Source organism: Phenylobacterium immobile (ATCC 35973), from assembly GCF_001375595.1.
Classification (GTDB): Bacteria; Pseudomonadota; Alphaproteobacteria; order Caulobacterales; family Caulobacteraceae; genus Phenylobacterium; species Phenylobacterium immobile.
This window is the reverse complement of the sequence record NZ_CVJQ01000002.1, coordinates 105,178-126,432: the sequence shown is the minus strand read 5'-3', so window position 1 is coordinate 126,432 and position 21,255 is coordinate 105,178. Positions and strand designations below refer to the sequence as shown.

The window sequence follows — 21,255 nt, the reverse complement described above, 5'->3', positions numbered from 1 at the left end:
AGTCTGATGAAAGGACGTCAAAAAATCAAGAACAAAAAGAGAACAAATTGACACGCTGGCCGTCGCCATCCGCCGCTGTGATCCGCGGCCAGCGCGCCATGCGGCCGCGCATCCAGGTGAGCTGGCGCTTGGCGTAGCGGCGGGTTTCCTGCTGGGCGGCGGCGATTGCGGCGTCGAGCGGGGCTTCGCCGCGCAGATGGGCGGCGAGTTCGCGGACGCCGACGGCTTTCATGGCGGGGAGGGCGGGGTCGAGGCCGCGGGCGATCAGGGCCTCGACCTCGGCGAGCGCGCCGGCCTCGATCATTCCGCTGAGGCGTGCGTCGCAGCGGGCGTAGAGGGTCTCGCGCGGGGGCTCCAGGGCGATGGGCTGATAATCGGCGATGGCCGGCGCGCTTGCGGCCTGCCAGTCGGTCAGGGCCTTGCCGGTGGCGGCGTAGACCGACCAGGCGCGGACCAGACGCTGGCGATCGAAGGCGGCGATGCGGGCGTCGGCGGCGGGATCAACGGCGGCGAGGCGAACGCGGAAGTCTGGTTCGCCCAGGCCGTCGTAGTCTGCCTGGGCGGCGCGGCGATAGTCGGGGCTGATCTCGGGAATCTCGGCTAGGCCGTCGACGAGGGCCGAGAAATAGAGGCCGGTGCCGCCGACGATGATGGCGGGGGCGCCGCGGGCGTGGATCTCGGCGAGGGTGTTGGTCGCCGCGCGCAGCCAGCGACCGGCCGACCAGCCATCGGCGGCGTCGGCCACGCCGAAGAGGTGGTGGGGGACGCCCTGCTGCTCGGTCTGTGTCGGTGCGGCCGACAGGATGGGAATGTCGGCGTAGAGCTGCATGGAGTCGGCGTTGATGATTTCGCCGCCAATCTCGCGCGCCAGGCGGACGGCGAGCGCCGACTTGCCGCTTGCCGTGGGCCCGGCGATCAGCCAGATGCGGGGCGCCATGATCAGCCTCACCTTCGTCAGCTCCGACGCCGGAGCCGCCGCCGACGCCTATCACAGGGCGAGCCGACTCGTCAGCCTGGAGGGCCGCCGACTGGGCCCCGTCGCCTGGGAGATCGTCGGCGATATCGCCCTGGAGGCGGCGCGCACCACGGCGGCCGAGGCCGTGGGCGACCTGCCGGTGGACCTGTGCGTTCAGACCGCGGAGGGTCGCAGGAAGCGGCTGCTGATCGCCGACATGGATTCGACGATCATCAATGTGGAATGCCTGGACGAACTGGCTGACTACGCTGGCGTGAAGGCTCAGGTGGCCGAGATCACCGAGCGCGCCATGCGCGGCGAACTGGCCTTTGAGGGCGCCTTGCGCGAGCGGGTCGTCATGCTGAAGGGCCTGGGGCTGGACGCCCTGCAGCGGGCCTATGACGAACGCGTGCGGCTCAATCCCGGCGCGCGGACCCTGGTGCGGACCATGGCGGCCCAGGGCGCGCGGTGCGTGCTGGTGTCGGGCGGCTTCACCTTCTTCACGAGCCGGGTCGCGCGGGCGGCGGGCTTTCAGGACAACCGGGCTAACACCCTGGGCGAGGCCGACGGCCGGCTGACGGGAAGCGTGGGCGAACCGATCCTTGGGCGCGAGGCGAAGCTTTCGGCGCTTGAGGCCGAGGTCGCCGCCCTGGGCCTGGGTCCGGAGGCCGCGCTCGCGGTCGGCGACGGAGCCAACGACCTGGCGATGATCGAAGCCGCGGGGCTGGGCGTGGCCTACCGCGCCAAGCCGATCGTGGCCGCGCAGGCCGACGCCAAGGTGGATCACGCCGACCTGACCGCGCTGCTCTATTTCCAAGGCTATGGCGCCGCCGATTTCACGGTCGACTAGATGAGCCTGCCGCGTCCAGTGAAGGCCGTGGTCTTCGACATGGACGGCCTGATGGTCGACAGCGAAAAGCTGTGGTGGGCGGCGTGCAGCACGACCAGCGCTGAGATGGGGGCGGAGTTTCCCTTCGAGGTCTTCGTCAGCATCATCGGATTGAGCGCGGCGGCCTCGAACGAACGCCTCGTCGCGCACTTTGGGGCCGATTTCGACATGCCGGCTTGGGACGCCGCGATGCGGGCGGAGGCTCAGGCGATGTACGCCATGGGGATCGCGCTGAAGACTGGGGTGGTGGAGTTGCTCGATCACCTTGACCAACTGGGGCTGCCGCGGGCGGTGGCCACCTCATCATCGCGCGCGACGCTCCAGGCGTCCCTCGATCCGCACGCCCTGACCAGTCGCTTCCAGGCGATCATCACGCGTGAGAGCGTGACCCAGCACAAGCCGCACCCGGCTCCCTATCTGGCCGCCGCCAAGGCCTTGGGCGTCGACCCCGCCGACTGCCTGGCCCTCGAGGATAGCCACAACGGCGTCCGCTCCGCCTCAGCGGCCGGGATGATGACCGTGATGGTGCCGGACCTGCTTGACCCCACGGAAGAGATCCGCGGACTGTGCGTGCGGGTCGCGGCGGATCTGCATGAGGTGCGCGGACTATTGAGCGATTGATCGGCCATCCTCGGCGCTTCGCAGGCGCGCTATTCAGCTCCTGGGACCGCCAAGGCATCGCCGACATCCTGTGAATTGCGTTCGATCAGGCGCCGGGCTGCGGCGGCTTGGGGCCCCCCGTGGGGATGGTTGGCGACTTCAAGGAGGAGGGCGCGGCCTTCATCGCGCTAGCCGCTGCGCATCAGGACTTCACCGGCGAGCATGGTGATCGCCCCGACCGAAGGCGACAGGGCCAGGGCCGTCCTGACCGAGGCCACGTCGTTCGCGGTGGGGTAGCCCGGTTGTACGCGACGGGCGAAGACATAGGCGTAGATAAGCGGCGCGTCCGCCTTGTCGAGGGCGTAGCCCCGGGCGGCCAGGTTCCGGGCCTTCTGGAAGCGTTCGGCGCGGCCGTCCGGGTGGGCGGCTGCGGCGTAGGCGAGGTTGAGCGCGCCGATCCGCAGAGCGTCGACGTCGTTGGCGTCCTTGGCCAGCAAGCGGTCGATGATGACCTCGCCGGCGGCGGGATCGCCGCAGCGGAACTCCGCCTGAGCGAGGATGCGCTGGACGTAGGGTTCGTCTGGGTGACGCGTGGCCTTGGCGCGGAGTCGGCCGATGAAGGCAGGGTCGTCGGCGCAGCCGCGCACCGCATGGAGCCAGTCGAGTTGGAAGTCTGCGGCAGGCTCGGGCATGCGCGTCACGGTGATGGCGGGCGCCGTCTTGAGCGGGTTGGGGAAGGTGATGGCGGTGATCCTGCGATAGGCCTGGAGCGTCCGCGTCAACGTGGGCATGTCCATGCCGGTGACCGTCTGCACGGCGGTGACGGAAGATTGTCCCTGGCCGATCAGGTCGAGAATGCGGCCGAGTTGCTGCAGCCGTTCTGGGGTCGATTGCATGTAGTGCACGAAGATCCACGACTGTGCGTAGAACCGGTTTCGTTCATCACGGGACATCTCGAATGGAGCCTTCGAGAGCACATCGGCCATGGGCAGCCAGACGCTGAAGAGCACGCCCCCGCGGCTGTTGCCACCGATGGAGATCTTGTCGTCGTCGATCTTGGTGACGCCATAGTATTCGGCCAAGCCTTCCGCCAGCCATGCAGGTGTGGCGCCCGGCATGTAGGCCCGCATGAAATTGTGGGCGTATTCGTGGAAGAGGAACACCTGACCCAACCCCTCCGGCGCGCTGACATCGGCGATGGCGAAGGGCTCGATGGCGGGCGAGGTGAAGAAGCCTGCGACCGTGAGGGGCACAGCCGGATTGACGACCCGCAGGGCGTTGCGATCCTTCACCAGATAGACGTGCAGCTTCTGCGTCGCGCGACCGGCTGTGGCGCGGGGGTAGTTGGCGCGGAGGACGACGTCGAAGACGGCGAGCTTGGTCGCGTAGTCACGGATCACCCGCTCGGAAACTTCGCCGCGAAGGATAAAGCGGTCGGTTTCGGCCTGGAGCCAGGGGGCGGCGGCGGCTTGGCCCACAGTCAGCAGGGCGATGGCGGCGGTGAGGCTAAGGAGCAGGCGCATGGCGCCATGCTGATCAGGGATTGTGACATTGAGAAGGGATTTGACGTTGATCTGTGCTCAAGATCGTCATCAGGATAATTCGCAATTAGAGGCGAATTATAAGGACTTATGGGGATAAAACGCCACTATTTGCGAATTAAGTGCTAGTTATTTAGATCGTCAATCTTGCCGAATTTGGGGATGTGGTCTATAAGTCGTCATAAGAGGCGAGTTGTGAAAATTGATAATCTCCTGACGGATGAGGCTGTCGCCGCTGAGATGGGCGTGCGACTGGCGCAGGCCAGGATCGCGCGCGCCTTCACTCAGGCGCAGCTGGCGGCGGCGGCGGGCGTCTCCAAGCGGACGGTGGAGCGGCTGGAGGACGGACAGCCGACGCAGATGGCGGTGCTGATCCGCTGCCTGAGGGCGCTCGGCTTGCTCGAAAATCTGGAGCGATTGCTGCCGGCGCAGCCGACCAATCCCATGGATCTCTTGAGGGCGCGGCGGGCGCCGCGCCAGCGGGTGCGGTCCTCAGCGCAAGTCGAGCACGGTGTCGCGGAAATACCGGCCAAGCCCTGGGTGTGGGGCGACCAGCGGTGACCACCGTCGCCGAGGTACGGTTGTGGGGCACGCGGATCGGCGCGGTCTCCGTCGAGGAGGGCGAAGAGGTTGCGGCCTTCGCCTATGATCCGGCCTTCATCGGCAGCAGGGTGCAGGTCGCGCCCTTGATGATGCCTCTGGGCGACGGAGTGTTCCGGTTTCCCGATCTGCCGCCGCGTAGTTTCCATGGCCTGCCGGGCTTGCTGGCCGACGCCTTGCCGGACCGCTACGGCAACATCCTGATCGACGCTTGGCTGGCGACGCAGGGCCGGACTCCGGAGAGCTTCAACGCCGTTGAGCGGCTTTGCTACACGGGCGCGCGAGGCATGGGCGCGCTCGAGTTCGCCCCGGTCCAGGGGCCGCGGGCGCGGACCTCCCATGCGGTTGCGATCGACGCCCTCGTCGAACTGGCTTCGGAGGTGCTGAGCCATCGTCGCGACCTGCAAGCCTCGTTTGGCGACGCCGAGAAAGCCGAGGCCTTGCGCTCTATCCTGCAGGTCGGCACCTCGGCGGGCGGGGCGCGGGCCAAGGCGGTGATCGCCTGGAACGCGCAAACCAATGAGGTCCGCTCCGGCCAGGCGCCGGCGGGCGAGGGGTTCGGCTACTGGCTGCTGAAGTTCGACGGTGTCTCGGGCAACCGCGACAAGGAGCTCGACGATCCCCAGGGCTATGGGGCGGTCGAATACGCCTATGCGCAGATGGCGCGGGCGGCGGGGATCGACATGGCCGAATGCCGGCTGTTGGAGGAAGGCGGACGGCGGCATTTCATGACGCGGCGCTTTGACCGGCTGGAGGACGGCGACAAGCTGCACATGCAGTCGCTGGCGGCGATGGCGCACCTGGATTTCAACGACCAGAACGCCAACGCCTATGAACAGGCGCTATTCGTCATGCGCCGGCTGGGGCTGCCGATGGCGGCGCTGGAGGAACAGGTCCGACGGATGCTGTTCAACGTGGTCGGCCGCAACCAGGACGATCACGTCAAGAACATCGCCTTCCTGATGAACCGGGCGGGCGGCTGGGCGCTGGCCCCGGCCTTCGACATCACCTGGAGTTTCAACCCGATGGGCGAGTGGACACAGCGCCACCAGATGTCGATCAACGCCAAGCGCGACGATTTTCTCCCGGAGGATTTCGAGGCATGTGCGGCGACGGTGTCGATCAGCCGGCGGCGCGTCCGCGCAATTCTCGGCGAGGTGCGCGAGGCGGTGGCGAGATGGCCCGACTTCGCCGAAGCCGCCGGCGTCGGCGCCGACTGGCGGCGCAGCATCGATCCGACGCTGCGCCTTGCGATCGGAGTCTAGCGGGCGTTGGCCCCGCGGTCGAAGTAGCGGAAGAAGGCGCTGTCCGGCGAAAGCACCATAGTCGTGTCGCCCTGGCCGAGGCCCTGCTCGTAGGCCTGCATGGAGCGATAGAAGGCGGCGAAGGACGGGTCCTTGCCGTAGGCCTGGGCGAAGATGCGCGTGCGCTGGGCGTCGCCTTGACCACGGACGGTTTCACCCTGCTCCTGGGCGGTGGCCAGCGTAATGGCGACCTGCCGGTCCGCGTCGGCGATGATCTCACGCTTCTGCTGCTCGCCCTCGGCGCGGATGCGCGCGGCTTCCTGCTGGCGGGCGGTCTGCATGCGCGCGAAGACGCGGGGCTGGTTCTGGGCTGGCAGGTCTGCGCGACGGATGCGGACGTCGACGATCTCGATGCCGAGGCGCGAGGTGCGGGCGCGGGCCATGACGTCGTTGCGGGTCTGCAGCATCAGCTGGCCGCGACGGCCGGAGACGATGTCGGTGGAGGTCGCGGAACCCAGCACCTGGCGCAGCGAGGAGTTCACGAGGCGCTCGATGCGGTCCTGCGCCGTGCGTTGGTCGCGCAGGGTGCGGTAGTACTGCAGAGGATCGGCGATGCGATAGCGGACGAAGGCGTCGACCACCAGACGGTCCTGGCCTGCGGTAATGACCTCTTCCTGCGACGCCTCCAGCGAGAGGTTTCTGCGGTCGAAGCGCACGAGGTTCTCGACGAAGGGGACCTTCATGTTCAAGCCGGCGCCTGGCTTGCCTGGCGCGTTGATCACGCGAACCGGCTCGCCGAAGCGCAGGACGAGGACCTGCTGGCGCTGATCGACGATGAACAGGCTGTTGGCCAGAAGGATGATCAGGCCGACCGCGAGGACGGCGTAGGCGGTGAGACGCGGGCTCATTGGGCGGGACCAGGCGCGGCTTCGACCGGAGCCGGCGGCGCGGGCTGGCTCTGGGTGCGCGGACGGAAGACGTCAGGTGGCAGGATGATCGGCGCGGACGCGCCCTTGCCGTCGACGACGACCTTGTTGGAGCGGGCTAGAACGCGTTGCATTGTCTCGATGTAGAGGCGCTCGCGGGTGACGGCGGGGGCGCGGCGGTACTCGGTATAGATCGAGTTGAAGCGCGCGGCGTCGCCGATCGCTTCGCGCACGGACTGTTCGCGGTAACCGTCAGCGGACTCGGTGATCTTGGCGGCGTCGCCCTTGGCTTCGTTGATCACGCGGTTGGCGTAGGTGCGCGCCTCGTTGACGGCGGACTCGCGATCCTGGCCGGCGCTCGAGACGTCGCGGTAGGCGGCCAGGACCTCCGAGGGGACCTGTGCCGAGCGGATTTGGACTTCGACGACGCTGACGCCGGTGCCCCAGCTGTCGAGGGTGCGCTGCATGAGTTCGGCGGTCTGCACCTGCACCTGGCCGCGGCCAGTGGAGATGATCAGGTCGAGCGGCATACGGCCGACCACTTCGCGCAGGGCGCTTTCGGCGACGGCCTTGACCGAGCCCTCAGGGTTTTCCGTCGAGAACAGGTAGCGCGGCGCATTGGCGACGCGCCAGGTGACGGAGAACTGCAGGCTGACGATGTTGTCGTCGCCGGTGAGCATCAGGCTCTCTTCGGGGACGTCGTTGTCGTTGGTGCCGCCGATGTCGATGCGGTTGAGGCTGGTGACCGGCACTTTCTCGACGCGCTCGATCGGGGCCGGCAGATGGTAGCGAAGGCCGGGCGTCTCAGAGCGCGAATAGGCGCCGAAGGTGGTGACCACGCCTTCTTCGTTGGGCTGGACGACGTAGACGCCGGAGGCGGCCCACAAAGCAACGATGACGCCGCCGATGGCGAGGGCCGTACCTGGACGCATGCGGCCGCCAGGGCCGCCCATGAGGTCGCGCAGGCGCTGGGTCAGGCGGTTGAGTTCTGCGTTGAAGTCGGGACCGCTTGGACCACGACCGCCGCCGCCGCCGGATGGGCGCCGCGGCGGGTTCGGGCGCGGTTCATTGTTCTCGGGAGGAGGCGGGGAGCCCCAGGGGCCGGGCTTAGCGTTATCGTTCCAGGGCATTCAGGTCGCGTCGGGTTTCTTCTTGGCTTCCAGGCGCGGCCCGCTCGCAAACCCGGATGGGCTTGTAAACCGGCGCTGTCAGCCGGATATGAGGTCCCTTCTCGGTCAACGCAAGACAAAGGCGACATGAGCGAAGCGCGCGAGCCTGATCGCGCCGCGATCCTGGCGGCGCTGGACAGCATCAAGGATCCAAAGTCGGGCCAGGGCTTATCGCGCGCCGGACTGGTGCGGGGACTGACGATCCGCGGCGGACGGGTGGGGTTCATGCTGGAGGCCCAGGCCGCTGACGCCGCCGTCTACGCCCTGGTGCGCAAGTCGGCGGAGGCGGCGATGCTGGGGGTGCCCGGTGTCGAGACCGCGCAGGTCGTGCTGACCGCCGAGAGCGGGCCGATCGCCGTGCAGCCGCGCCGCGCCAAGATTTCAGAAGATCCTCAGGCCAAGTTGGGCGCCATGCCGGAAGCCACGCGGCCGGTGAACGTGCGCAAGGTGATCGCGGTCGCCAGCGGCAAGGGCGGGGTGGGCAAGTCGACGGTGTCGGTGAACCTGGCGGCGGCCTTCGCCAAGCTGGGCCTGCGCGCCGGCCTGCTGGACGCCGACATCTATGGGCCCTCGGCGCCCCTGATGATGGGGGTCGACGGCGAGCCGACCTTCGATGCGGAAAAGCGGCTGAACCCGATCGAGGCCTGGGGCGTCCAGGTGATGTCGGTGGGCTTCATCGTCGAGGAAGGTCAGGCGGCGATCTGGCGTGGTCCGATGGCGTCGTCGGCGCTCAGGACGCTGATGAATTCCAACTGGGGCTCGCATGATGCGCCGCTGGACGTGCTGGTGGTCGACCTGCCGCCGGGGACCGGCGACATACAATTGACCCTGGTGCAGCGGCTGAAGCTGGACGGGGCGGTGATCGTCACGACGCCGCAGGAGGCGGCGCTGATCGATGCGCGGCGCGCGGCGATGATGTTCGAGAAGATCGGCACGCCGATCCTGGGCGTGGTCGAGAACATGGCCTGGTTCGTCGAGCCGTCTACGGGGGCGAAGCTGCCGCTGTTCGGCCAGGGCGGCGGGGCGGCGGAGGCCGAGCGCCTGGGCGCGCCCTTGCTGGCGGAAATCCCCCTGGAGATGGCGCTGCGCGAAGGCGGCGATGCAGGACGGCCGCTGGTGGTGACCGATCCGGAGAGTGCGGCGTCGAAAGCCTTCCTGGCGATGGCCAAGCGGCTGGCTTAAACGCCTCTGGCCTCTAGCGCCGCGCGGATCTCGGCGTGTCGGGCGGCGTCCAGGCGGAAGCCGATGAAGCAGGCGCCGCCAATCAGGACCGACAGGATCGGCCCTGAGAGAAAGGCGATCTCCAGACCCCGGATGGCGCTCGCGGTGTTGGCGGCGCCTTCGCCGGCGTCATAGCCGACCGCGTCCAGGGCCAGGAAGGTCACGAAGATCGAGACCGCGCCGGCGATCTTGATGCTGGCGTTGGTGAGCGCGAACAGCAGGCCCATCCACTCGCGGCCGCTATCGAGGCGCAGTTCGTCGCCGATGTCGGCGGTGATGGCGCGGACGGTGACGTCGAAGCCGGCGGCCAGAGCGCCGGTGGCGAAGAGGAAGGGCGCGAAGGCGATGAAACTGCCCTTGGGCAGGGTCATCAGCAGAGCCATGCAGGCGGCATAGGCGGTGGTGGTCGCCATCAGGGTGCGGTGCTTGCTGAACCGCTTGGCGGCCAGGGCCGTGAGCGGCGCGCCGGCGAAGCCCGCCATCATGTAGATCAGCAGCAGCAAATTCGCCTGGGTGGTGGAGAAGCCGCGGCTGTCCTTGGCGAAGAACAGGTAGAGCGCGCCCATCCAGAGCGGTCCCAGGCGGATCAGAAGGTCGGCGCAAAGCAGGCGGATGACGTTGGGACGGACGATCAAGCCCAGGTAGTCTTTGAGCGCGAAGCCGCCTTCGGCATGGTCGCTCATGACGCGCTCCGGCGTCTTCCACAGGGCGAGCAGGGTGAAGACCGGGGTGGCGGCGATGACGAAGCCAGCCATGGCCTGAACGCCCTGGGCGTCGGTGGCGCCGGTCTGGGCGGCGACCACCGGGATGATCAGCACGATGGCCGCGCCGATCACGCCGACGGCGGTGATGACACCGAACACCTGGGAGCGCTGGTCGTAGGTGGGCGCGAGCGTCGAGGCCCATGAGGCGTGGGCTAGGCCTTGCATCGACAGGCCGAGGTACATGACGAAGAGCCAGGCGACGAGGAAGGCCTGGGAGCCGGCGGTGGCGGAGGTCAGGACGAAGACGCCCAGCATCAGGACTGGCGCGCCAGCCAGCGCCCAGGCGCGGTAGCGGCCAAGCCGTGTTCGGGTGCGGTCCATGGCGAGACCGAGCAGCGGGTCTAGCGGGATGTCGATGAACCGGACGATGGCGAAGGCCGCGCCGACGACGGCGAGCGGCAGGCCGAGATGGCTGGCGAAATAGCGCGGCAGGTGGACCATGACGGCGATGGTGAGCGCCATCAGCGGCAGGTTGATCCCGGCGAAGGCCCACAACCGCCAGCCGGAGACGGGCGCGGGCGTCATCCGCCCTGCAGCCGGCGCAAGAACTTGGCGGCCTGCTCCAGGCCCTGGCCGTAGGATTGGGCGCCCGTGGGATCGGCGATCTCGGCCCATTGGTCGCGGACGGCTTCGGCGGTGAGGTCGCCTGTCAGGACCGCGCCCTCGGTCTCGACGATGCGGGCGAGCGCGAAGACGCCGGCGCCGGCGGTGAGGATCGCGCCGGTAGGGGCGTCCTCCGAGGCCAGGTGGATGACGCCGGGCGTGACAAACTCGGGCTTCAGGGCTTCCAGCATCTGGGGCGACATCACGCCTTCGGTCATGCGGGTGCCGGCGATCGGGCTGATGGCGTTGACGCGGATATTGGCCTTCTCGCCCTCCAGCTTCAGGCTGTTCATCAGGCCGACGAGGGCGAGCTTGGCGGCGCCATAATTCGTCTGGCCGAAATTGCCGTAAAGGCCGGTTGAGGACGTGGTGAGCACGATACGGCCATAGGCTTGGGCGCGCATGATCTCCCAGGCGGCCTTAATCGGCAGGACCGCGCCCATGAGATGCACGTCGACCACGGCCTCGAAGTCGGCGACCTCCATCTTGGCAAAGGAACGATCGCGCAGGATACCGGCGTTGGCGACCAGAACATCGATCCGGCCCCAGGCATCCAGCGCGCGCTGGACCAAGCCCTTAGCGCCGGCAGGATCGGCGACCGAGCCGCCGTCGGCGATGGCCTCTCCGCCGGCCGCGCAGATCTCGGCGACCACGGCTTCCGCCGCCGCCGAGCCGCCGCTGGACCCGTCTAGGTCGGCGCCCAGGTCGTTGACCACGACCTTGGCTCCACGCCGCGCGAACTCCAGCGCGTGCGCCCGCCCGAGGCCGCCTCCGCTGCCGGTGACGATAACAACGCGACCGTCGAAGCGGATGTCCGTCATGTGTCTAACGGCGACGCCGCTCTTCCTTCTCACGCCGCCGAAGTTCGCTCATCGGCATGGCATGGCCATCGGCCACCGCGTCATCGAAGTCATAGCCTTGATCGAGCACCTGGAAAATCGCCGCCATATCGTGCGCATCATCCAGCCGCTTCTTTAATTCGGCCAGGACGACTTCTTCCGAGATTGGCGTTCCCGCTTCACCCGCAACAAGTTCGTCATCGCGCCACACGTCACGGTCAGCATCCAGCGCCCGGAAGATCCTTGTCTTCACCTCGTCCAGTTCAAGCGGAGCAAGAGGTTCTAGATTGTACCTCGCGGTCCAAAGGCCGCCGGTGTCGCGGTCAATCGACCGACCGATGATATCCCACCATTTGTGTGGGTGCTCCTTGATCTTCTCCAGGGAGATGATGCGCCAGCGGCCGCCCGACATATCGTACAGTTCGCCGCCGATATTCGGATTTTTAGCAGCGCTCTTCCCGTAGACCATGTTGAAATCACCGATCTCATCATCGTACTCAATGGAAGTGAAATCTCCGCGCTTGTCATCGAAGTTATTCAGAAAAATGAATGGGCCGTTCCAACTTTCAGTGTTCATTTTTTCGATCCTTGGGTCTGCCGATCATAGTGATGCTTCGTTCGTGAAACCACGTGGCCAGCAGCGTCGACGTGAGCAGCTTTTCCCCATGCGGGTGTCCCGTGCCAATAGCGCATCGCGGGCTTGAAGCGCGGAAGATCTCCCACGCGATGATCGATGCGCCAGTGTGTCTCGGGGTCTGGCATAGGCTTGATGTTGAGAGGATGGTTCTTGATCCGGTCAGGCACGCCCTTGCCCCACTGGTTCTGCGGAATCGCCCAGTGATGACCGTGCTGACCTCTTTCTAGATATTCAGCCTTTCCGAGCCTCTCTCGAACCTTCTTCCATTCGTAAGCCCGCGCCTTGTTCATTCGCCTCGAGGCCTCCACTGCTTCACGTGAAAATTTCGCCGCCTTCAGCGCCTTTCCTGCCAAACCGATCGGCGCCAAATCTGCGCCCGCAAGAAGGGCGTTCCCGACGGCGCCATATAATGTCGCCGTCGTAGGCGTCGGCGATGGCCTCTCGTGCTGAACCCCAGACCGGGACCAGCGACTCCACCGCACCTGGATGTCGGCGTAGGAAGTCTTGTTCAGGAGCGTATGCGGGGCGCTTAACGGGTGCGCTGGGGCGGCCGACACGGCCATCGCCTCTGGGCATGTTTCATCTCCAAACTGACCTGAAGATTGTTGCAGAAAAATGAGAACAAATAAAGAACAAAGGCGTATCGCCATGCGCAGGCTTCTCAGCTGCGTTACGTCCCGTTACACCTTGCGGCCAAGAGCGCCGCCGAGACGGCGCAAGCAAGCTCAGGAACCGCTCCAATATGATCCGAACCCTCATCGGCGCGCTCAGCGCCGGCCTGGTCGCCTTCGCCGCCTCCGCGGCGAGCGCGGACGAAGGCATGTGGACCTATGACAACTTCCCCTCGGCCAAGGTGAACGCCGCCTACGGCGTGAACGTCGACAAGGCCTGGCTGGACCGGGTGCAGGCCGCCTCCGTGCGGCTGACGAGCGGTTGCTCGGCGTCGTTCGTGTCGAAGGACGGGTTGATCTTCACCAACCATCACTGCGTGGTGGACTGCGTTCAGGCGATCTCGACGGCCGATAAGGACTTCGTGAAGGACGGCTTCCTGACGGCTACGCGGGAAGAGGAGCGCAAGTGTCCGGGCATGCAGGCCGAAGTGCTGGAGACCATCACCGACGTGACGCAGACGATCGGGTCTGCGACCGCGGGCAAGACCGGACAGGCCTTTATCGGCGCGCGAGACGCCGCGATGTCGGGATTAGAGGACGCCAGCTGCGCCAAGACCCAGCTCTATCGCTGCCAAGTTGTGACGCTCTACCGAGGCGGGCAGTACAAGCTCTATCGCTACCGGAAGTACTCTGACGTGCGCCTCGTGTTCGCGCCGGAGTTCGCGACGGCCTTTTTCGGCGGTGATCCGGACAACTTCAACTTTCCACGCTTCAATCTCGATATCGGCTTCCTGCGCGCCTACGAGGGCGGCAAGCCGGTCAGGACGCCGAAGCATCTGACCTGGGTGTCGCGCGGGCCGAAGGTGGGCGAACCCACCTTCGTGTCGGGCAATCCGGGATCGACGGAGCGGGCGCTGACCGTGGCGCAGCTGGAAACCCAGCGCGACCTGGTGATCCCTGTGGGCCAGCTGCAGCGTTCTGAACTGCGGGGGCGGCTGATCCGGTTCTCGGAGGAAGGCGCCGAGCAGAAGCGCATCGCCACCGACCCGCTGTTCGGAATCGAGAACAGCTACAAAGTGTTCTTCGGCCGACAGTTCGCCCTGAACGACGCGGCCTTCATGGATGTGAAGCGTAAGGAAGAGGCCGACCTGAAGGCCAAGGTGACGGCGAACCCGACGCTAGCAGCGGACGTGGGCCATCCCTGGCGCGAGATCGGCGCGGCGCAGAAGGCGGCGACGGACAATTATGTTCGCTATCGCCAACTGGAGGCGGGCGCAGGCTCGGCCTCAGAGCTTTATCAGTTCGCCCGGGCGATCGTGCGAGGCGCCGAGGAGCGCGCCAAGCCATCGGCCGAGCGTCTGCCGGAATACTCCGACGCGCGCTTGGCGCTGCTGGGAAAGCAGCTGCTCGACGAACAGCCCATCGATAAGCCGCTTGAGCAGATGTACCTGGCGTTCTGGCTCTCAAAGACGCGCGAGTATCTGACGACCGACGATGCGGCGACCAAGGGTCTGCTGGGCAAAGAAAGCCCTGAGGGCCTGGCCGAGCGTTTGATCGCTGGCACGACCCTGGCGGATGTCGCGGCCCGCAAAGCGTTGTGGGAGGCTGACCTAGCGACTGTGAAGGCGTCGAAGGATCCGCTGATTCAGCTGGTCCTGGCCAACGACGCCGCGGCGCGGACGGTCCGCAAGACCTGGGAGGCGGAGGTTTCCGGCCCGACCGACCGGGCCGCCGAGCGGATCGCCCGGGCGCGTTTTGCGGCCTATGGCGACGCGGTCTACCCGGACGCGACCTTCACCCTGCGTCTATCCTACGGCAAGGTCGACGGCTGGAGCTATCGCGGCGTGGACATCGCGCCCACCACCAACTTCGCCGGACTCTACGAGCGGGCGACCGGCGCGGAGCCCTATCAGCTAGCGCCGCGCTGGATCGCGGCGAAGGACAAGCTGAACCCGGACACAGTCTATAATTTTGTCACCACCAACGACATCATCGGCGGTAATTCCGGCTCGCCAGTGGTCAACGCCCAGGGCGAGATCCTGGGCGCGGCGTTCGATGGCAACATCCATTCGCTGGGCGGCGACTATGGCTACGATCCGGCGATCAACCGCACAGTGGTGGTGGCCTCCAGCGCAGCCACCGAGGCCTTGCAGAAGGTCTACGGCGTCGATGGGCTGGTGAAGGAACTGACCGCCAAGTAGTCGGGCGCCGATTTGGCGCAGGGCGGTCGCAACGCCGTCTTGCGCCGACCTCGCCCGCAGGCTTTGAGTGGGCGAGGCGGGGTTTCCGGGATTCGATGATGTTCAGCCTGACGAACGCGCAGAGCCTGATCGGCATTGTCGCTATCCTGGCGTTGTGCTGGCTGCTGTCGGAGAACCGCAGCCGGTTTCCGTGGAAGATGGCGCTGGGCGCCCTGGTGATGCAGGCGGTGCTTGTCGCCGCGCTCTTTGGATTGCCTTGGCTGCGGACAGGCCTGTCGGGCGTAGGCGTGGTGGTCGAGGGCCTGGCGTCCAGCACGCAGGCCGGCGTCGCCTTCGTCTTCGGATTCCTGGCCGGCACGCCGGCTCAGCCCTATGCGGTGACTGAAGCTGGCGGACTTTTCATCTTCGCCTTTCGGGTCTTGCCGGTGATCCTGGTGGTCTGCGCGCTTGCAGCGCTGCTTTGGCACTGGCGCATCCTGAAATGGATCACTCAGGTTTTCGGGGTTGTCTTCGAGAGGACGATGGGCCTTCGCGGCGCACCGGCGCTGGCGACAGCGACGACGGTGTTCATGGGCCAGGTGGAAGGGCCGATCTTCATCCGGGCGTATCTGCCGGGTCTGTCGCGTTCGGAACTCTTCCTGCTGATCGCGGTGGGGATGTCGTGCGTCTCCGGATCGACGATGGTGGCCTATGCGACGATCCTGGCGGGTGTGCTGCCCAATGCGGCGGCCCACGTGCTGACGGCCTCGATCATCTCGGCGCCGGCCGGCGTGATGCTGGCGCGGGTGCTAATTCCGCGCAATCCGCTCGTTGAGAAGCCGGAAAACCTCGATCTCAGCGCCGGCAAGACCTACGAAAGTTCAGTGGACGCCTTGATCAAGGGGACGACGGACGGCCTGCAGATCGTGCTGAACGTGGGCGCGACGCTGATCGTCTTCGTCTCGCTGGTGGCCATGGTGAACGGGGCGCTCGGGCTGTTCCCAGACATCAACGGCGCGCCCCCCTCAGTGGAGCGCGCGCTGGGGCTGCTCTTTGCGCCACTGGCCTGGGCGATGGGCGTTTCTTGGGCTGACGCGCCGACGGCAGGGTCGCTGCTGGGCGTCAAGCTGGTGCTGACCGAGTTCACAGCTTTCATCCGCATGGCGGCCTTGCCCGAAAGCGGCTTTGACGACCGCAGCCGGGTGATCATGACCTACGCCCTGTGCGGCTTCGCCAATGTCGCCTCGGTGGGAATCAATGTCGCGGGCTATTCGGTCCTGGTCCCGGAACGCCGGGGCGAGATCATGGGCATGGTGTGGAAGGCGATGCTCTCGGGCTTCCTGGCCACCTGCCTGACGGGCGCGGTGGTGGGATTGATGCCCGCGGCCCTGTTCGGCGGCCAATGAGGAACCGGTGCTGTGAGCGTTGAGATAGAGACGGCAATTTTCGATCTGCTGGCTCAGGCCGGTCCTGGCAAGTCGATCTCGCCCGAACAGGTGGCGCGCTCGGTCGATCCGGAGAGCTGGCGCAGGACGCTTGGCCATGTGCGCGCCGTGGCCAAGGGGCTGGCGCGGCAGGGGAAGCTTGTGATCTCCCGGCACGGCAAGCCCGCCGATCCGGAGGATTTCAAGGGTGTCTACCGGCTGAAGGCGCCTGACCCCGCGGCATGAGGGCGGGGGCGATCCTCCTGATGGCCCTGGCGCTGAGCGCCTGCACGCCGATCGTGTCGCAAGCGCCGCTGGCGCCGCCGGCCGGGTTCGCAGGGCCGAAGTTCGATGGCGATCGGATGATCAGTTTCGATAGCGCGCGCCTTGGATTAACCCGCTGGGCGCCGGCGCAGGAGCCGTGGGCGGTGATTGTGGCCCTCCATGGGATGAACGACTACGCCAACGCCTTCCACCTGGCCGCCCCCTATTGGGCGGAGCAGGGGATCGCCACCTATGCGATCGATCAGCGTGGCTTTGGTCGCAGCCCGCAGCGCGGGATCTGGGCGGGCCGCGACCTGATGGCTGAGGACCTGCGGACGGCGGCGAGCCTGGCGCGGGCGGCCTATCCCAAGGCGGTGCTGGTGGTGATGGGCGAGAGCATGGGGGGCGCCGTGGCGGCCTATGCCGCGGCCTCTGATCGGCCGCCGGAGGCTGACCGGATCGTCCTGCTGTCGCCCGCCGTTTGGGGGTTTGAGACCCAGCCGCCGCCGAACGGACTTTTGCTGTGGCTGGCGGCGCGGTTCACCGGGCCGAAGGTTTACGCGCCGCCGGAATGGGTGACCGACCGAATCTCGCCCACCGATAATCGTGACGAACTGATCGCCATGAGTCAGGATCAGCTCATGATCTGGGGCGCGCGATCCGACACCCTCTATGGCCTGGTCCGGCTGATGGGAAAGGGGTCCGAAGCGATGGGACGGACGAGGGCGCCGGTGCTCTACCTCTATGGCGCCCACGACGAGATCATTCCCAAGCACGCCGCGCGGCGGGCGATGCGCGGGCTGCGGCCTGGCGATCGGACGGCCTACTATCCCGACGGGTGGCACCTGCTGACGCGCGATCACCAGGGTCCGAGAGTCTGGGCCGATGTGGCCGCCTATATCCGCAACCCGACGTCGCCGCTGCCCTCGGGTGTTGGTGAAGCGCCATTCAGGGCGCCTGTTACGTCGCATTGACGGCATTGGCGGAACACCGTCATCTCGTCATCTCGGCGATCCGTGGGGGCGGGCAGTGTTCATTTTCTTAGGCATGGCGATCATCGCCGGCGGCGCCTGGACGCATGCGTTTCAGCTGGACCAACCCGCCGCCGTCGGGCGGACCGCTGTGGTGATCGGCAGCATCCTCTTGTTGATGGGGCTGAGCTCGGCCCTGCGCAAATCCGGCGGCCGACGGGCGGATCGGGGCGGGGTCGGACTTTGGTGGCTGGGGGTCACCGTGCTCACAAGCTGCGTCTCACTGATGGGACTGGTCTACATCACCGTGGTGCCGGACTTCGGGGCGATCCAACAGGATCTCGTGCGCGGCCTGCTCACCGCCCTGGCGATCTCGGAGACGCTGCGCCTGCTGCTCTTCGGGTTCAGCAGCTTACGCAGGTGACAGAGGGGCGGCCCCGGCGTAGAGGCCCGCCATGAGCACTCTGTTCGACTCCCCGTCCTTCGACGACCATGAAGGTGTCCACGCCTTCTCCGATCCGGCCAGTGGGCTTCGGACGATCATCGCTGTCCACTCGACGGCGCGCGGCCCGGCGGCCGGCGGTTGCCGGATGTGGCCCTATCCCAGCGCCGAGGCGGCGCAGGAGGATGCGCTGAAACTCAGCCGGGCGATGTCATACAAGAACGCCATGGCCGACATTCCGGTGGGCGGCGGCAAGGCCGTGATCATCGGGGACTCGCGGACCCAGAAGACCAAGGCGCTGTTCGAAGCGTTCGGACGGGCCGTTGAAGCTGTGGGCGGCCGTTACTGGACGGCCGAGGATGTGGGCGTCTCACCGACCGACCTAGCGCATGCGCGGACGCAGACTCGCTACGTCGTCGGGCTGGAAGGCCACCAGGGCGCCTCCGGCGATCCAAGCCCGGTGACGGCGGAAGGCGTATTCCGAGGCATAGCCCTCTGTGTCCGGCGTGCGCTGAACCGTGATCTGGCGGGCGTCACCGTAGCGATCCAGGGTGTTGGACAGGTCGGCGGCTATCTCGCCGATAAGCTGCATGCGGCGGGCGCGAAGCTGGTGATCTGCGATGTTCACGGCGATGCGGTCGCCGCGGTGGCCGCCCGGACCGGCGCGCGGGTGGCGACGCCCGACGCCATTTTTGACGTTGACGCAGACGTCTTCGCGCCCTGCGCGATGGGCGGCGCCGTCAACGCACTGACATTGCCGAGGCTGCGGGCCAAGGTGATCGCCGGTGGGGCGAATAACCAGCTGGCGGGACCGGACGTCGGTCGGGCGGTATTCGAGCGCGGGATCGTCTATGCGCCGGACTATGTGATCAACGGCGGCGGCATCATAAACGCGGCCGCCGAAATCCTGGCTGTCGAGGCCGGGCGCGCTTACGACGCCGATTGGGTCGAGCGCAAGGTGGAGGGTATGATCCGGACCCTGGACGAGATTCTGGGGGGTTCGGCCATCGAGGGCCGTCCCACCAACGAAATCAGCGACGAAATCGCACGCGGTCGCATCGCTGCGGCGAAAACGGCCTAAGGCCCGCAGGTCCAAAGACCGGGGAAGATGCGCTTCGCGCCATCGGCGCGATCGTAGGTCAAGATTGCCGGCCGGGGCGGTGACTCGCCGCCTTCCGTGGCCGGCCCGGTCAGGGCGACGGTGACGGTCTTGCCCTGGCCAGTGAACACCGCGCCGGGCAGCATGCCGTCAAAGCCGCCAGGCGCGGCCATGCGTTCGACATAACCGGCCACCTTGATCAAGCCGAAGGCGGCGTCCTGAGAGCCGACATCACCGCGGGCGATGACAAGGGGCGAGGCGGTCGGGGTCGAGAAGCTGCAGGCGAGCTCGCCGTCCAGCCTGTTGTCATGGATATCAGCGCCGGTGAGGGCCGAGAGCTCGATAGATGAGCCATCGCCGCCGACCGTGGCGGTGGGCCGAGGCGGGGGCGGAGGCCTGGGCGTTGTTGGAGCTGGCGTGGGGGGCGCGGTCTCCGGCGCTTGAGTGGGCGCGGGCTGCGAGCAGGCCGTCAGTGACAAGGCGCCGAAGAGCAGGAATGTCAGGCCAAGCCTCATGCGCTTCTCCCTCAGATGCGTCGGTATTCGATGCTGGAGTTGTCCTCCAGCTTGCCCTTGAGGCCAGCCCAATCACCGGCTGCGTCGTAGGTGTCGTCGATCTCGGCCTCGCCGCGGACCGACCAGATTCGACCGTTGCGCGAAACGGAGACCTTGAGGAGTTTGCCAGTCTGCGGGTTGAACAATGGTCCCTGGAAGGCCTTGGCGTTCCAATGAGTGAGGGGGTTGGCGCTCGCGGGGGCGGAGACTTGGCCCTTTGCGGTGACAATCTCGACCAGGCTAGCCTGGCGCTGGGCCTCGACCCGTTCGTGCTTACCGTTGGAATTGGTGTTGGTGGCGAGGCTCTCGAACGCTGCGCCCAGGCGTCGCTCAACCGCTTCGTGACGATAGCGATATACGACGACGGGTCCGATCTTCACGCGCATGGCGGCCAGCGTCCGGACGACCAGTGACTGGTCGGCGGTTTCAAAGGTGAGTTCGTGATCGCCGATCCGTTCGCCGTTGCGAAAGACCGCAAAGGCGAGGCGGCGCGGCGCGGCCAGGGCGGGACCAGCCGCCATGAATAGGCCGCCGGCAAGCATCAGGCGACGGGATGGCAAATGCATAGGTGAACTCCGCTCACTGCTGAGAGGAGCTACGGTCGTCACGGAGAGCCGGATGCGCCCGTTCAGGAATGACCAGGTCTGGGCTGGAAGCTGCGTGGTGGTGCGGCGGGTAGGGTGCTGCGTGGCGCCGGCTTTTGGCCGTGTTGTTGGACGGCGGCGGACCGCAGGGTGACGAAAACGGGAGGAGTTTGCTGGAAGGTGTTCATGACAACCTCTCCTTATTGTGTGGACGCTTACTGGGGCCGCGGGTTCAGGCTGCGGCGAAAACCTCTTCAGTAGGAAAGACATCGACGAAGACGTTCAGGTTGCTGACACCGGGATCGCCGTAGATCGAGCCGGAGACAGGGGCGGCTTCGTCAGGCGTGCGGGTGACGGCGACCGGGATCAGGTCGGCGGATTCGGCAAGACCGTTGGTCGGGTCGAATTCGATCCATCCCAGGCCAGGCAAAAAGACTTCGCACCAGGCGTGGGTGGCGCCGGCGCCGCGGACTTTCGACGTGGCGGGTGAGTAGAGGTAGCCAGTGACAAAGCGGGCGGCGTAGCCCAGTCGGCGCAGGCTTTCGACCATCAGCCAAGCGAAGTCGCGGCAGGTGCCGATGCCGCAGGCGACGGTGTAGGCGGGATCCTGGGCGGCGCCGAGGTCGCGCGGCTGATAGTCGAAGGAGGCGTGGATCGTGTCGTTAAAGCGCAGCAGGAAATCCAGGGCAGGCTCTCCCGGAGCGGCGATCTGGCTGCGCAGCCACGATAGCAAGGCGCCGTCGGAATCCTCGGTCAGGGGCTCGATAAAGGGCGCAAGCACCGCGCGATCGGGCGCATCGTAGACGATAGGGTGGGCGGTCTGCGGATCGCGGATCAGCAGCGGCGCGAGCGGCGCCGGGAAGCGCTGAATACGCAAATCACTGACGACCGAGAGGGTATCGGACGCCCGGGCTGGCGTGTACCAGCAGACTGAGTTTCCCAAGGCGTCATAAACCCAGCGGGTCTCGCCCGGCGGCGACAGGGTCAGCGACGCGCGCACGACGCGGATAGCATGGCTGTCGCGCGGCCGGATCAGCAGCTTATGGGGCGAGAAAGATACCGGACGCTCGTAGCTGTAACGGGTTTCGTGCCGGATGGTGAGCGCGGTCATGCGTGCGGAACAGATGGGAAGCATGCG

22 protein-coding genes are annotated in these 21,255 nt (G+C 66.7%); 11 read left to right on the top strand and 11 right to left on the bottom strand.

The genetic code is table 11. From position 1 onward, the window contains the following. Positions 1-25: 25 nt before the first annotated feature. Entirely contained in the window at positions 26-937 is a 912-nt protein-coding gene (gene miaA, locus BN1313_RS14710; protein ID WP_091743013.1) for a tRNA (adenosine(37)-N6)-dimethylallyltransferase MiaA, read from the bottom strand. On the opposite strand from miaA, the gene serB reads away from it, so the two are divergent. After that, positions 936-1,805 (top strand): phosphoserine phosphatase SerB, encoded by an 870-nt coding sequence (gene serB / locus BN1313_RS14705; protein ID WP_091743011.1) that lies wholly within the window; start codon positions 936-938, stop codon positions 1,803-1,805. The genes miaA and serB overlap by 2 nt on opposite strands. Continuing rightward, complete coding sequence (locus tag BN1313_RS14700) at positions 1,806-2,465, top strand: HAD family hydrolase (protein ID WP_091743009.1); 660 nt, start codon at positions 1,806-1,808, stop codon at positions 2,463-2,465. A 167-nt stretch (positions 2,466-2,632) separates the two neighbouring features. On the opposite strand, the gene BN1313_RS14695 is transcribed toward BN1313_RS14700, so the two are convergent. Further along, the gene (locus tag BN1313_RS14695; RefSeq protein WP_091743007.1) at positions 2,633-3,967 is read right to left on the bottom strand and encodes a hypothetical protein; all 1,335 of its coding nucleotides are present in this window, start codon (positions 3,965-3,967) and stop codon (positions 2,633-2,635) included. 213 nt (positions 3,968-4,180) lie between these two features. Here BN1313_RS14695 and BN1313_RS14690 point away from each other — a divergent pair, with 213 nt between their 5' ends. Together BN1313_RS14690 and BN1313_RS14685 are read left to right on the top strand one after the other, a co-directional pair. After that, on the top strand, positions 4,181-4,546 hold the full coding sequence (locus BN1313_RS14690) for a helix-turn-helix domain-containing protein (protein WP_091742995.1): 366 nt from the start codon (positions 4,181-4,183) through the stop codon (positions 4,544-4,546). After that, positions 4,543-5,850 (top strand): type II toxin-antitoxin system HipA family toxin, encoded by a 1,308-nt coding sequence (locus BN1313_RS14685; protein WP_091742993.1) that lies wholly within the window; start codon positions 4,543-4,545, stop codon positions 5,848-5,850. Before BN1313_RS14690 ends, BN1313_RS14685 begins: the two co-directional genes overlap by 4 nt. Here BN1313_RS14685 and hflC read toward each other — a convergent pair. Both hflC and hflK read right to left on the bottom strand, forming a co-directional pair. Then, on the bottom strand, positions 5,847-6,737 hold the full coding sequence (gene hflC, locus BN1313_RS14680; RefSeq protein ID WP_091742992.1) for a protease modulator HflC: 891 nt from the start codon (positions 6,735-6,737) through the stop codon (positions 5,847-5,849). The genes BN1313_RS14685 and hflC overlap by 4 nt on opposite strands. After that, the gene (gene hflK / locus BN1313_RS14675) at positions 6,734-7,885 is read right to left on the bottom strand and encodes an FtsH protease activity modulator HflK (protein WP_091742990.1); all 1,152 of its coding nucleotides are present in this window, start codon (positions 7,883-7,885) and stop codon (positions 6,734-6,736) included. Before hflK ends, hflC begins: the two co-directional genes overlap by 4 nt. Positions 7,886-8,011: 126 nt before the next feature. On the opposite strand from hflK, the gene BN1313_RS14670 reads away from it, so the two are divergent. Continuing rightward, the gene (locus BN1313_RS14670; RefSeq protein WP_091742988.1) at positions 8,012-9,106 is read left to right on the top strand and encodes an Mrp/NBP35 family ATP-binding protein; all 1,095 of its coding nucleotides are present in this window, start codon (positions 8,012-8,014) and stop codon (positions 9,104-9,106) included. On the opposite strand, the gene BN1313_RS14665 is transcribed toward BN1313_RS14670, so the two are convergent. Genes BN1313_RS14665 through BN1313_RS16390 form a run of 4 tightly spaced genes read right to left on the bottom strand, consistent with a single transcriptional unit; the run spans position 9,103 to position 12,638 of the window. Continuing rightward, on the bottom strand, positions 9,103-10,434 hold the full coding sequence (locus BN1313_RS14665; RefSeq protein WP_176696051.1) for an MFS transporter: 1,332 nt from the start codon (positions 10,432-10,434) through the stop codon (positions 9,103-9,105). The two genes, BN1313_RS14670 and BN1313_RS14665, sit on opposite strands and share 4 nt — an antisense overlap. Then, on the bottom strand, positions 10,431-11,333 hold the full coding sequence (locus BN1313_RS14660; protein ID WP_091742984.1) for an SDR family NAD(P)-dependent oxidoreductase: 903 nt from the start codon (positions 11,331-11,333) through the stop codon (positions 10,431-10,433). Before BN1313_RS14660 ends, BN1313_RS14665 begins: the two co-directional genes overlap by 4 nt. 4 nt (positions 11,334-11,337) lie before the next feature. After that, positions 11,338-11,928, bottom strand: coding sequence for a hypothetical protein (locus BN1313_RS14655; protein WP_091742982.1), 591 nt, complete (start codon positions 11,926-11,928; stop codon positions 11,338-11,340). Continuing rightward, the gene (locus BN1313_RS16390; protein WP_141653167.1) at positions 11,925-12,638 is read right to left on the bottom strand and encodes a hypothetical protein; all 714 of its coding nucleotides are present in this window, start codon (positions 12,636-12,638) and stop codon (positions 11,925-11,927) included. The genes BN1313_RS14655 and BN1313_RS16390 overlap by 4 nt, the downstream gene beginning before the upstream one ends. Before the next feature lie 92 nt (positions 12,639-12,730). Here BN1313_RS16390 and BN1313_RS14650 point away from each other — a divergent pair, with 92 nt between their 5' ends. The 6 genes from BN1313_RS14650 (at position 12,731) to BN1313_RS14625 (ending at position 18,961) form a co-directional block, all read left to right on the top strand. Next, positions 12,731-14,800 carry a S46 family peptidase gene (locus BN1313_RS14650; protein ID WP_245620246.1) on the top strand — a complete coding sequence of 690 codons (2,070 nt, stop codon included), beginning with the start codon at positions 12,731-12,733 and terminating at the stop codon, positions 14,798-14,800. A 98-nt stretch (positions 14,801-14,898) separates the two neighbouring features. Next, complete coding sequence (locus BN1313_RS14645) at positions 14,899-16,185, top strand: NupC/NupG family nucleoside CNT transporter (protein ID WP_091743190.1); 1,287 nt, start codon at positions 14,899-14,901, stop codon at positions 16,183-16,185. Between the two features lie 12 nt (positions 16,186-16,197). Further along, positions 16,198-16,449 (top strand): DUF3253 domain-containing protein, encoded by a 252-nt coding sequence (locus tag BN1313_RS14640; protein ID WP_091742980.1) that lies wholly within the window; start codon positions 16,198-16,200, stop codon positions 16,447-16,449. Then, positions 16,446-17,441 carry an alpha/beta fold hydrolase gene (locus tag BN1313_RS14635; protein WP_091742978.1) on the top strand — a complete coding sequence of 332 codons (996 nt, stop codon included), beginning with the start codon at positions 16,446-16,448 and terminating at the stop codon, positions 17,439-17,441. Before BN1313_RS14640 ends, BN1313_RS14635 begins: the two co-directional genes overlap by 4 nt. A 55-nt stretch (positions 17,442-17,496) precedes the next feature. Beyond that, complete coding sequence (locus BN1313_RS14630) at positions 17,497-17,862, top strand: hypothetical protein (RefSeq protein WP_176696050.1); 366 nt, start codon at positions 17,497-17,499, stop codon at positions 17,860-17,862. A gap of 31 nt (positions 17,863-17,893) precedes the next feature. Then, positions 17,894-18,961, top strand: coding sequence for a Glu/Leu/Phe/Val family dehydrogenase (locus tag BN1313_RS14625; RefSeq protein WP_091742974.1), 1,068 nt, complete (start codon positions 17,894-17,896; stop codon positions 18,959-18,961). On the opposite strand, the gene BN1313_RS14620 is transcribed toward BN1313_RS14625, so the two are convergent. The 3 genes from BN1313_RS14620 to BN1313_RS14610 form a co-directional block, all read right to left on the bottom strand. Beyond that, positions 18,958-19,494, bottom strand: coding sequence for a hypothetical protein (locus tag BN1313_RS14620; RefSeq protein WP_091742970.1), 537 nt, complete (start codon positions 19,492-19,494; stop codon positions 18,958-18,960). The two genes, BN1313_RS14625 and BN1313_RS14620, sit on opposite strands and share 4 nt — an antisense overlap. Before the next feature lie 11 nt (positions 19,495-19,505). Beyond that, positions 19,506-20,099, bottom strand: a complete 594-nt coding sequence (locus BN1313_RS14615) for a DUF6134 family protein (RefSeq protein WP_141653166.1) — start codon at positions 20,097-20,099, stop codon at positions 19,506-19,508. 250 nt (positions 20,100-20,349) lie between these two features. Then, the gene (locus BN1313_RS14610; protein WP_245620245.1) at positions 20,350-21,252 is read right to left on the bottom strand and encodes a transglutaminase family protein; all 903 of its coding nucleotides are present in this window, start codon (positions 21,250-21,252) and stop codon (positions 20,350-20,352) included. Positions 21,253-21,255 lie beyond the last annotated feature (3 nt).

What these genes read in the sequence shown, in the direction of transcription:
- BN1313_RS14620 (WP_091742970.1), bottom strand. Translation starts at nt 19,494, where the DNA reads ATGAGGCTTGGCCTGACATTCCTGCTCTTCGGCGCCTTGTCACTGACG.
- BN1313_RS14610 (WP_245620245.1), bottom strand. Translation starts at nt 21,252, where the DNA reads ATGCTTCCCATCTGTTCCGCACGCATGACCGCGCTCACCATCCGGCAC.
- BN1313_RS14670 (WP_091742988.1), top strand. Translation starts at nt 8,012, where the DNA reads ATGAGCGAAGCGCGCGAGCCTGATCGCGCCGCGATCCTGGCGGCGCTG.
- BN1313_RS14695 (WP_091743007.1), bottom strand. Translation starts at nt 3,967, where the DNA reads ATGCGCCTGCTCCTTAGCCTCACCGCCGCCATCGCCCTGCTGACTGTG.
- BN1313_RS14660 (WP_091742984.1), bottom strand. Translation starts at nt 11,333, where the DNA reads ATGACGGACATCCGCTTCGACGGTCGCGTTGTTATCGTCACCGGCAGC.
- BN1313_RS14625 (WP_091742974.1), top strand. Translation starts at nt 17,894, where the DNA reads ATGAGCACTCTGTTCGACTCCCCGTCCTTCGACGACCATGAAGGTGTC.
- hflC (WP_091742992.1), bottom strand. Translation starts at nt 6,737, where the DNA reads ATGAGCCCGCGTCTCACCGCCTACGCCGTCCTCGCGGTCGGCCTGATC.
- BN1313_RS14650 (WP_245620246.1), top strand. Translation starts at nt 12,731, where the DNA reads ATGATCCGAACCCTCATCGGCGCGCTCAGCGCCGGCCTGGTCGCCTTC.
- serB (WP_091743011.1), top strand. Translation starts at nt 936, where the DNA reads ATGATCAGCCTCACCTTCGTCAGCTCCGACGCCGGAGCCGCCGCCGAC.
- BN1313_RS14655 (WP_091742982.1), bottom strand. Translation starts at nt 11,928, where the DNA reads ATGAACACTGAAAGTTGGAACGGCCCATTCATTTTTCTGAATAACTTC.
- hflK (WP_091742990.1), bottom strand. Translation starts at nt 7,885, where the DNA reads ATGCCCTGGAACGATAACGCTAAGCCCGGCCCCTGGGGCTCCCCGCCT.
- BN1313_RS14615 (WP_141653166.1), bottom strand. Translation starts at nt 20,099, where the DNA reads ATGCATTTGCCATCCCGTCGCCTGATGCTTGCCGGCGGCCTATTCATG.
- BN1313_RS14700 (WP_091743009.1), top strand. Translation starts at nt 1,806, where the DNA reads ATGAGCCTGCCGCGTCCAGTGAAGGCCGTGGTCTTCGACATGGACGGC.
- BN1313_RS14645 (WP_091743190.1), top strand. Translation starts at nt 14,899, where the DNA reads ATGTTCAGCCTGACGAACGCGCAGAGCCTGATCGGCATTGTCGCTATC.
- BN1313_RS14665 (WP_176696051.1), bottom strand. Translation starts at nt 10,434, where the DNA reads ATGACGCCCGCGCCCGTCTCCGGCTGGCGGTTGTGGGCCTTCGCCGGG.
- miaA (WP_091743013.1), bottom strand. Translation starts at nt 937, where the DNA reads ATGGCGCCCCGCATCTGGCTGATCGCCGGGCCCACGGCAAGCGGCAAG.
- BN1313_RS16390 (WP_141653167.1), bottom strand. Translation starts at nt 12,638, where the DNA reads ATGGCGATACGCCTTTGTTCTTTATTTGTTCTCATTTTTCTGCAACAA.
- BN1313_RS14635 (WP_091742978.1), top strand. Translation starts at nt 16,446, where the DNA reads ATGAGGGCGGGGGCGATCCTCCTGATGGCCCTGGCGCTGAGCGCCTGC.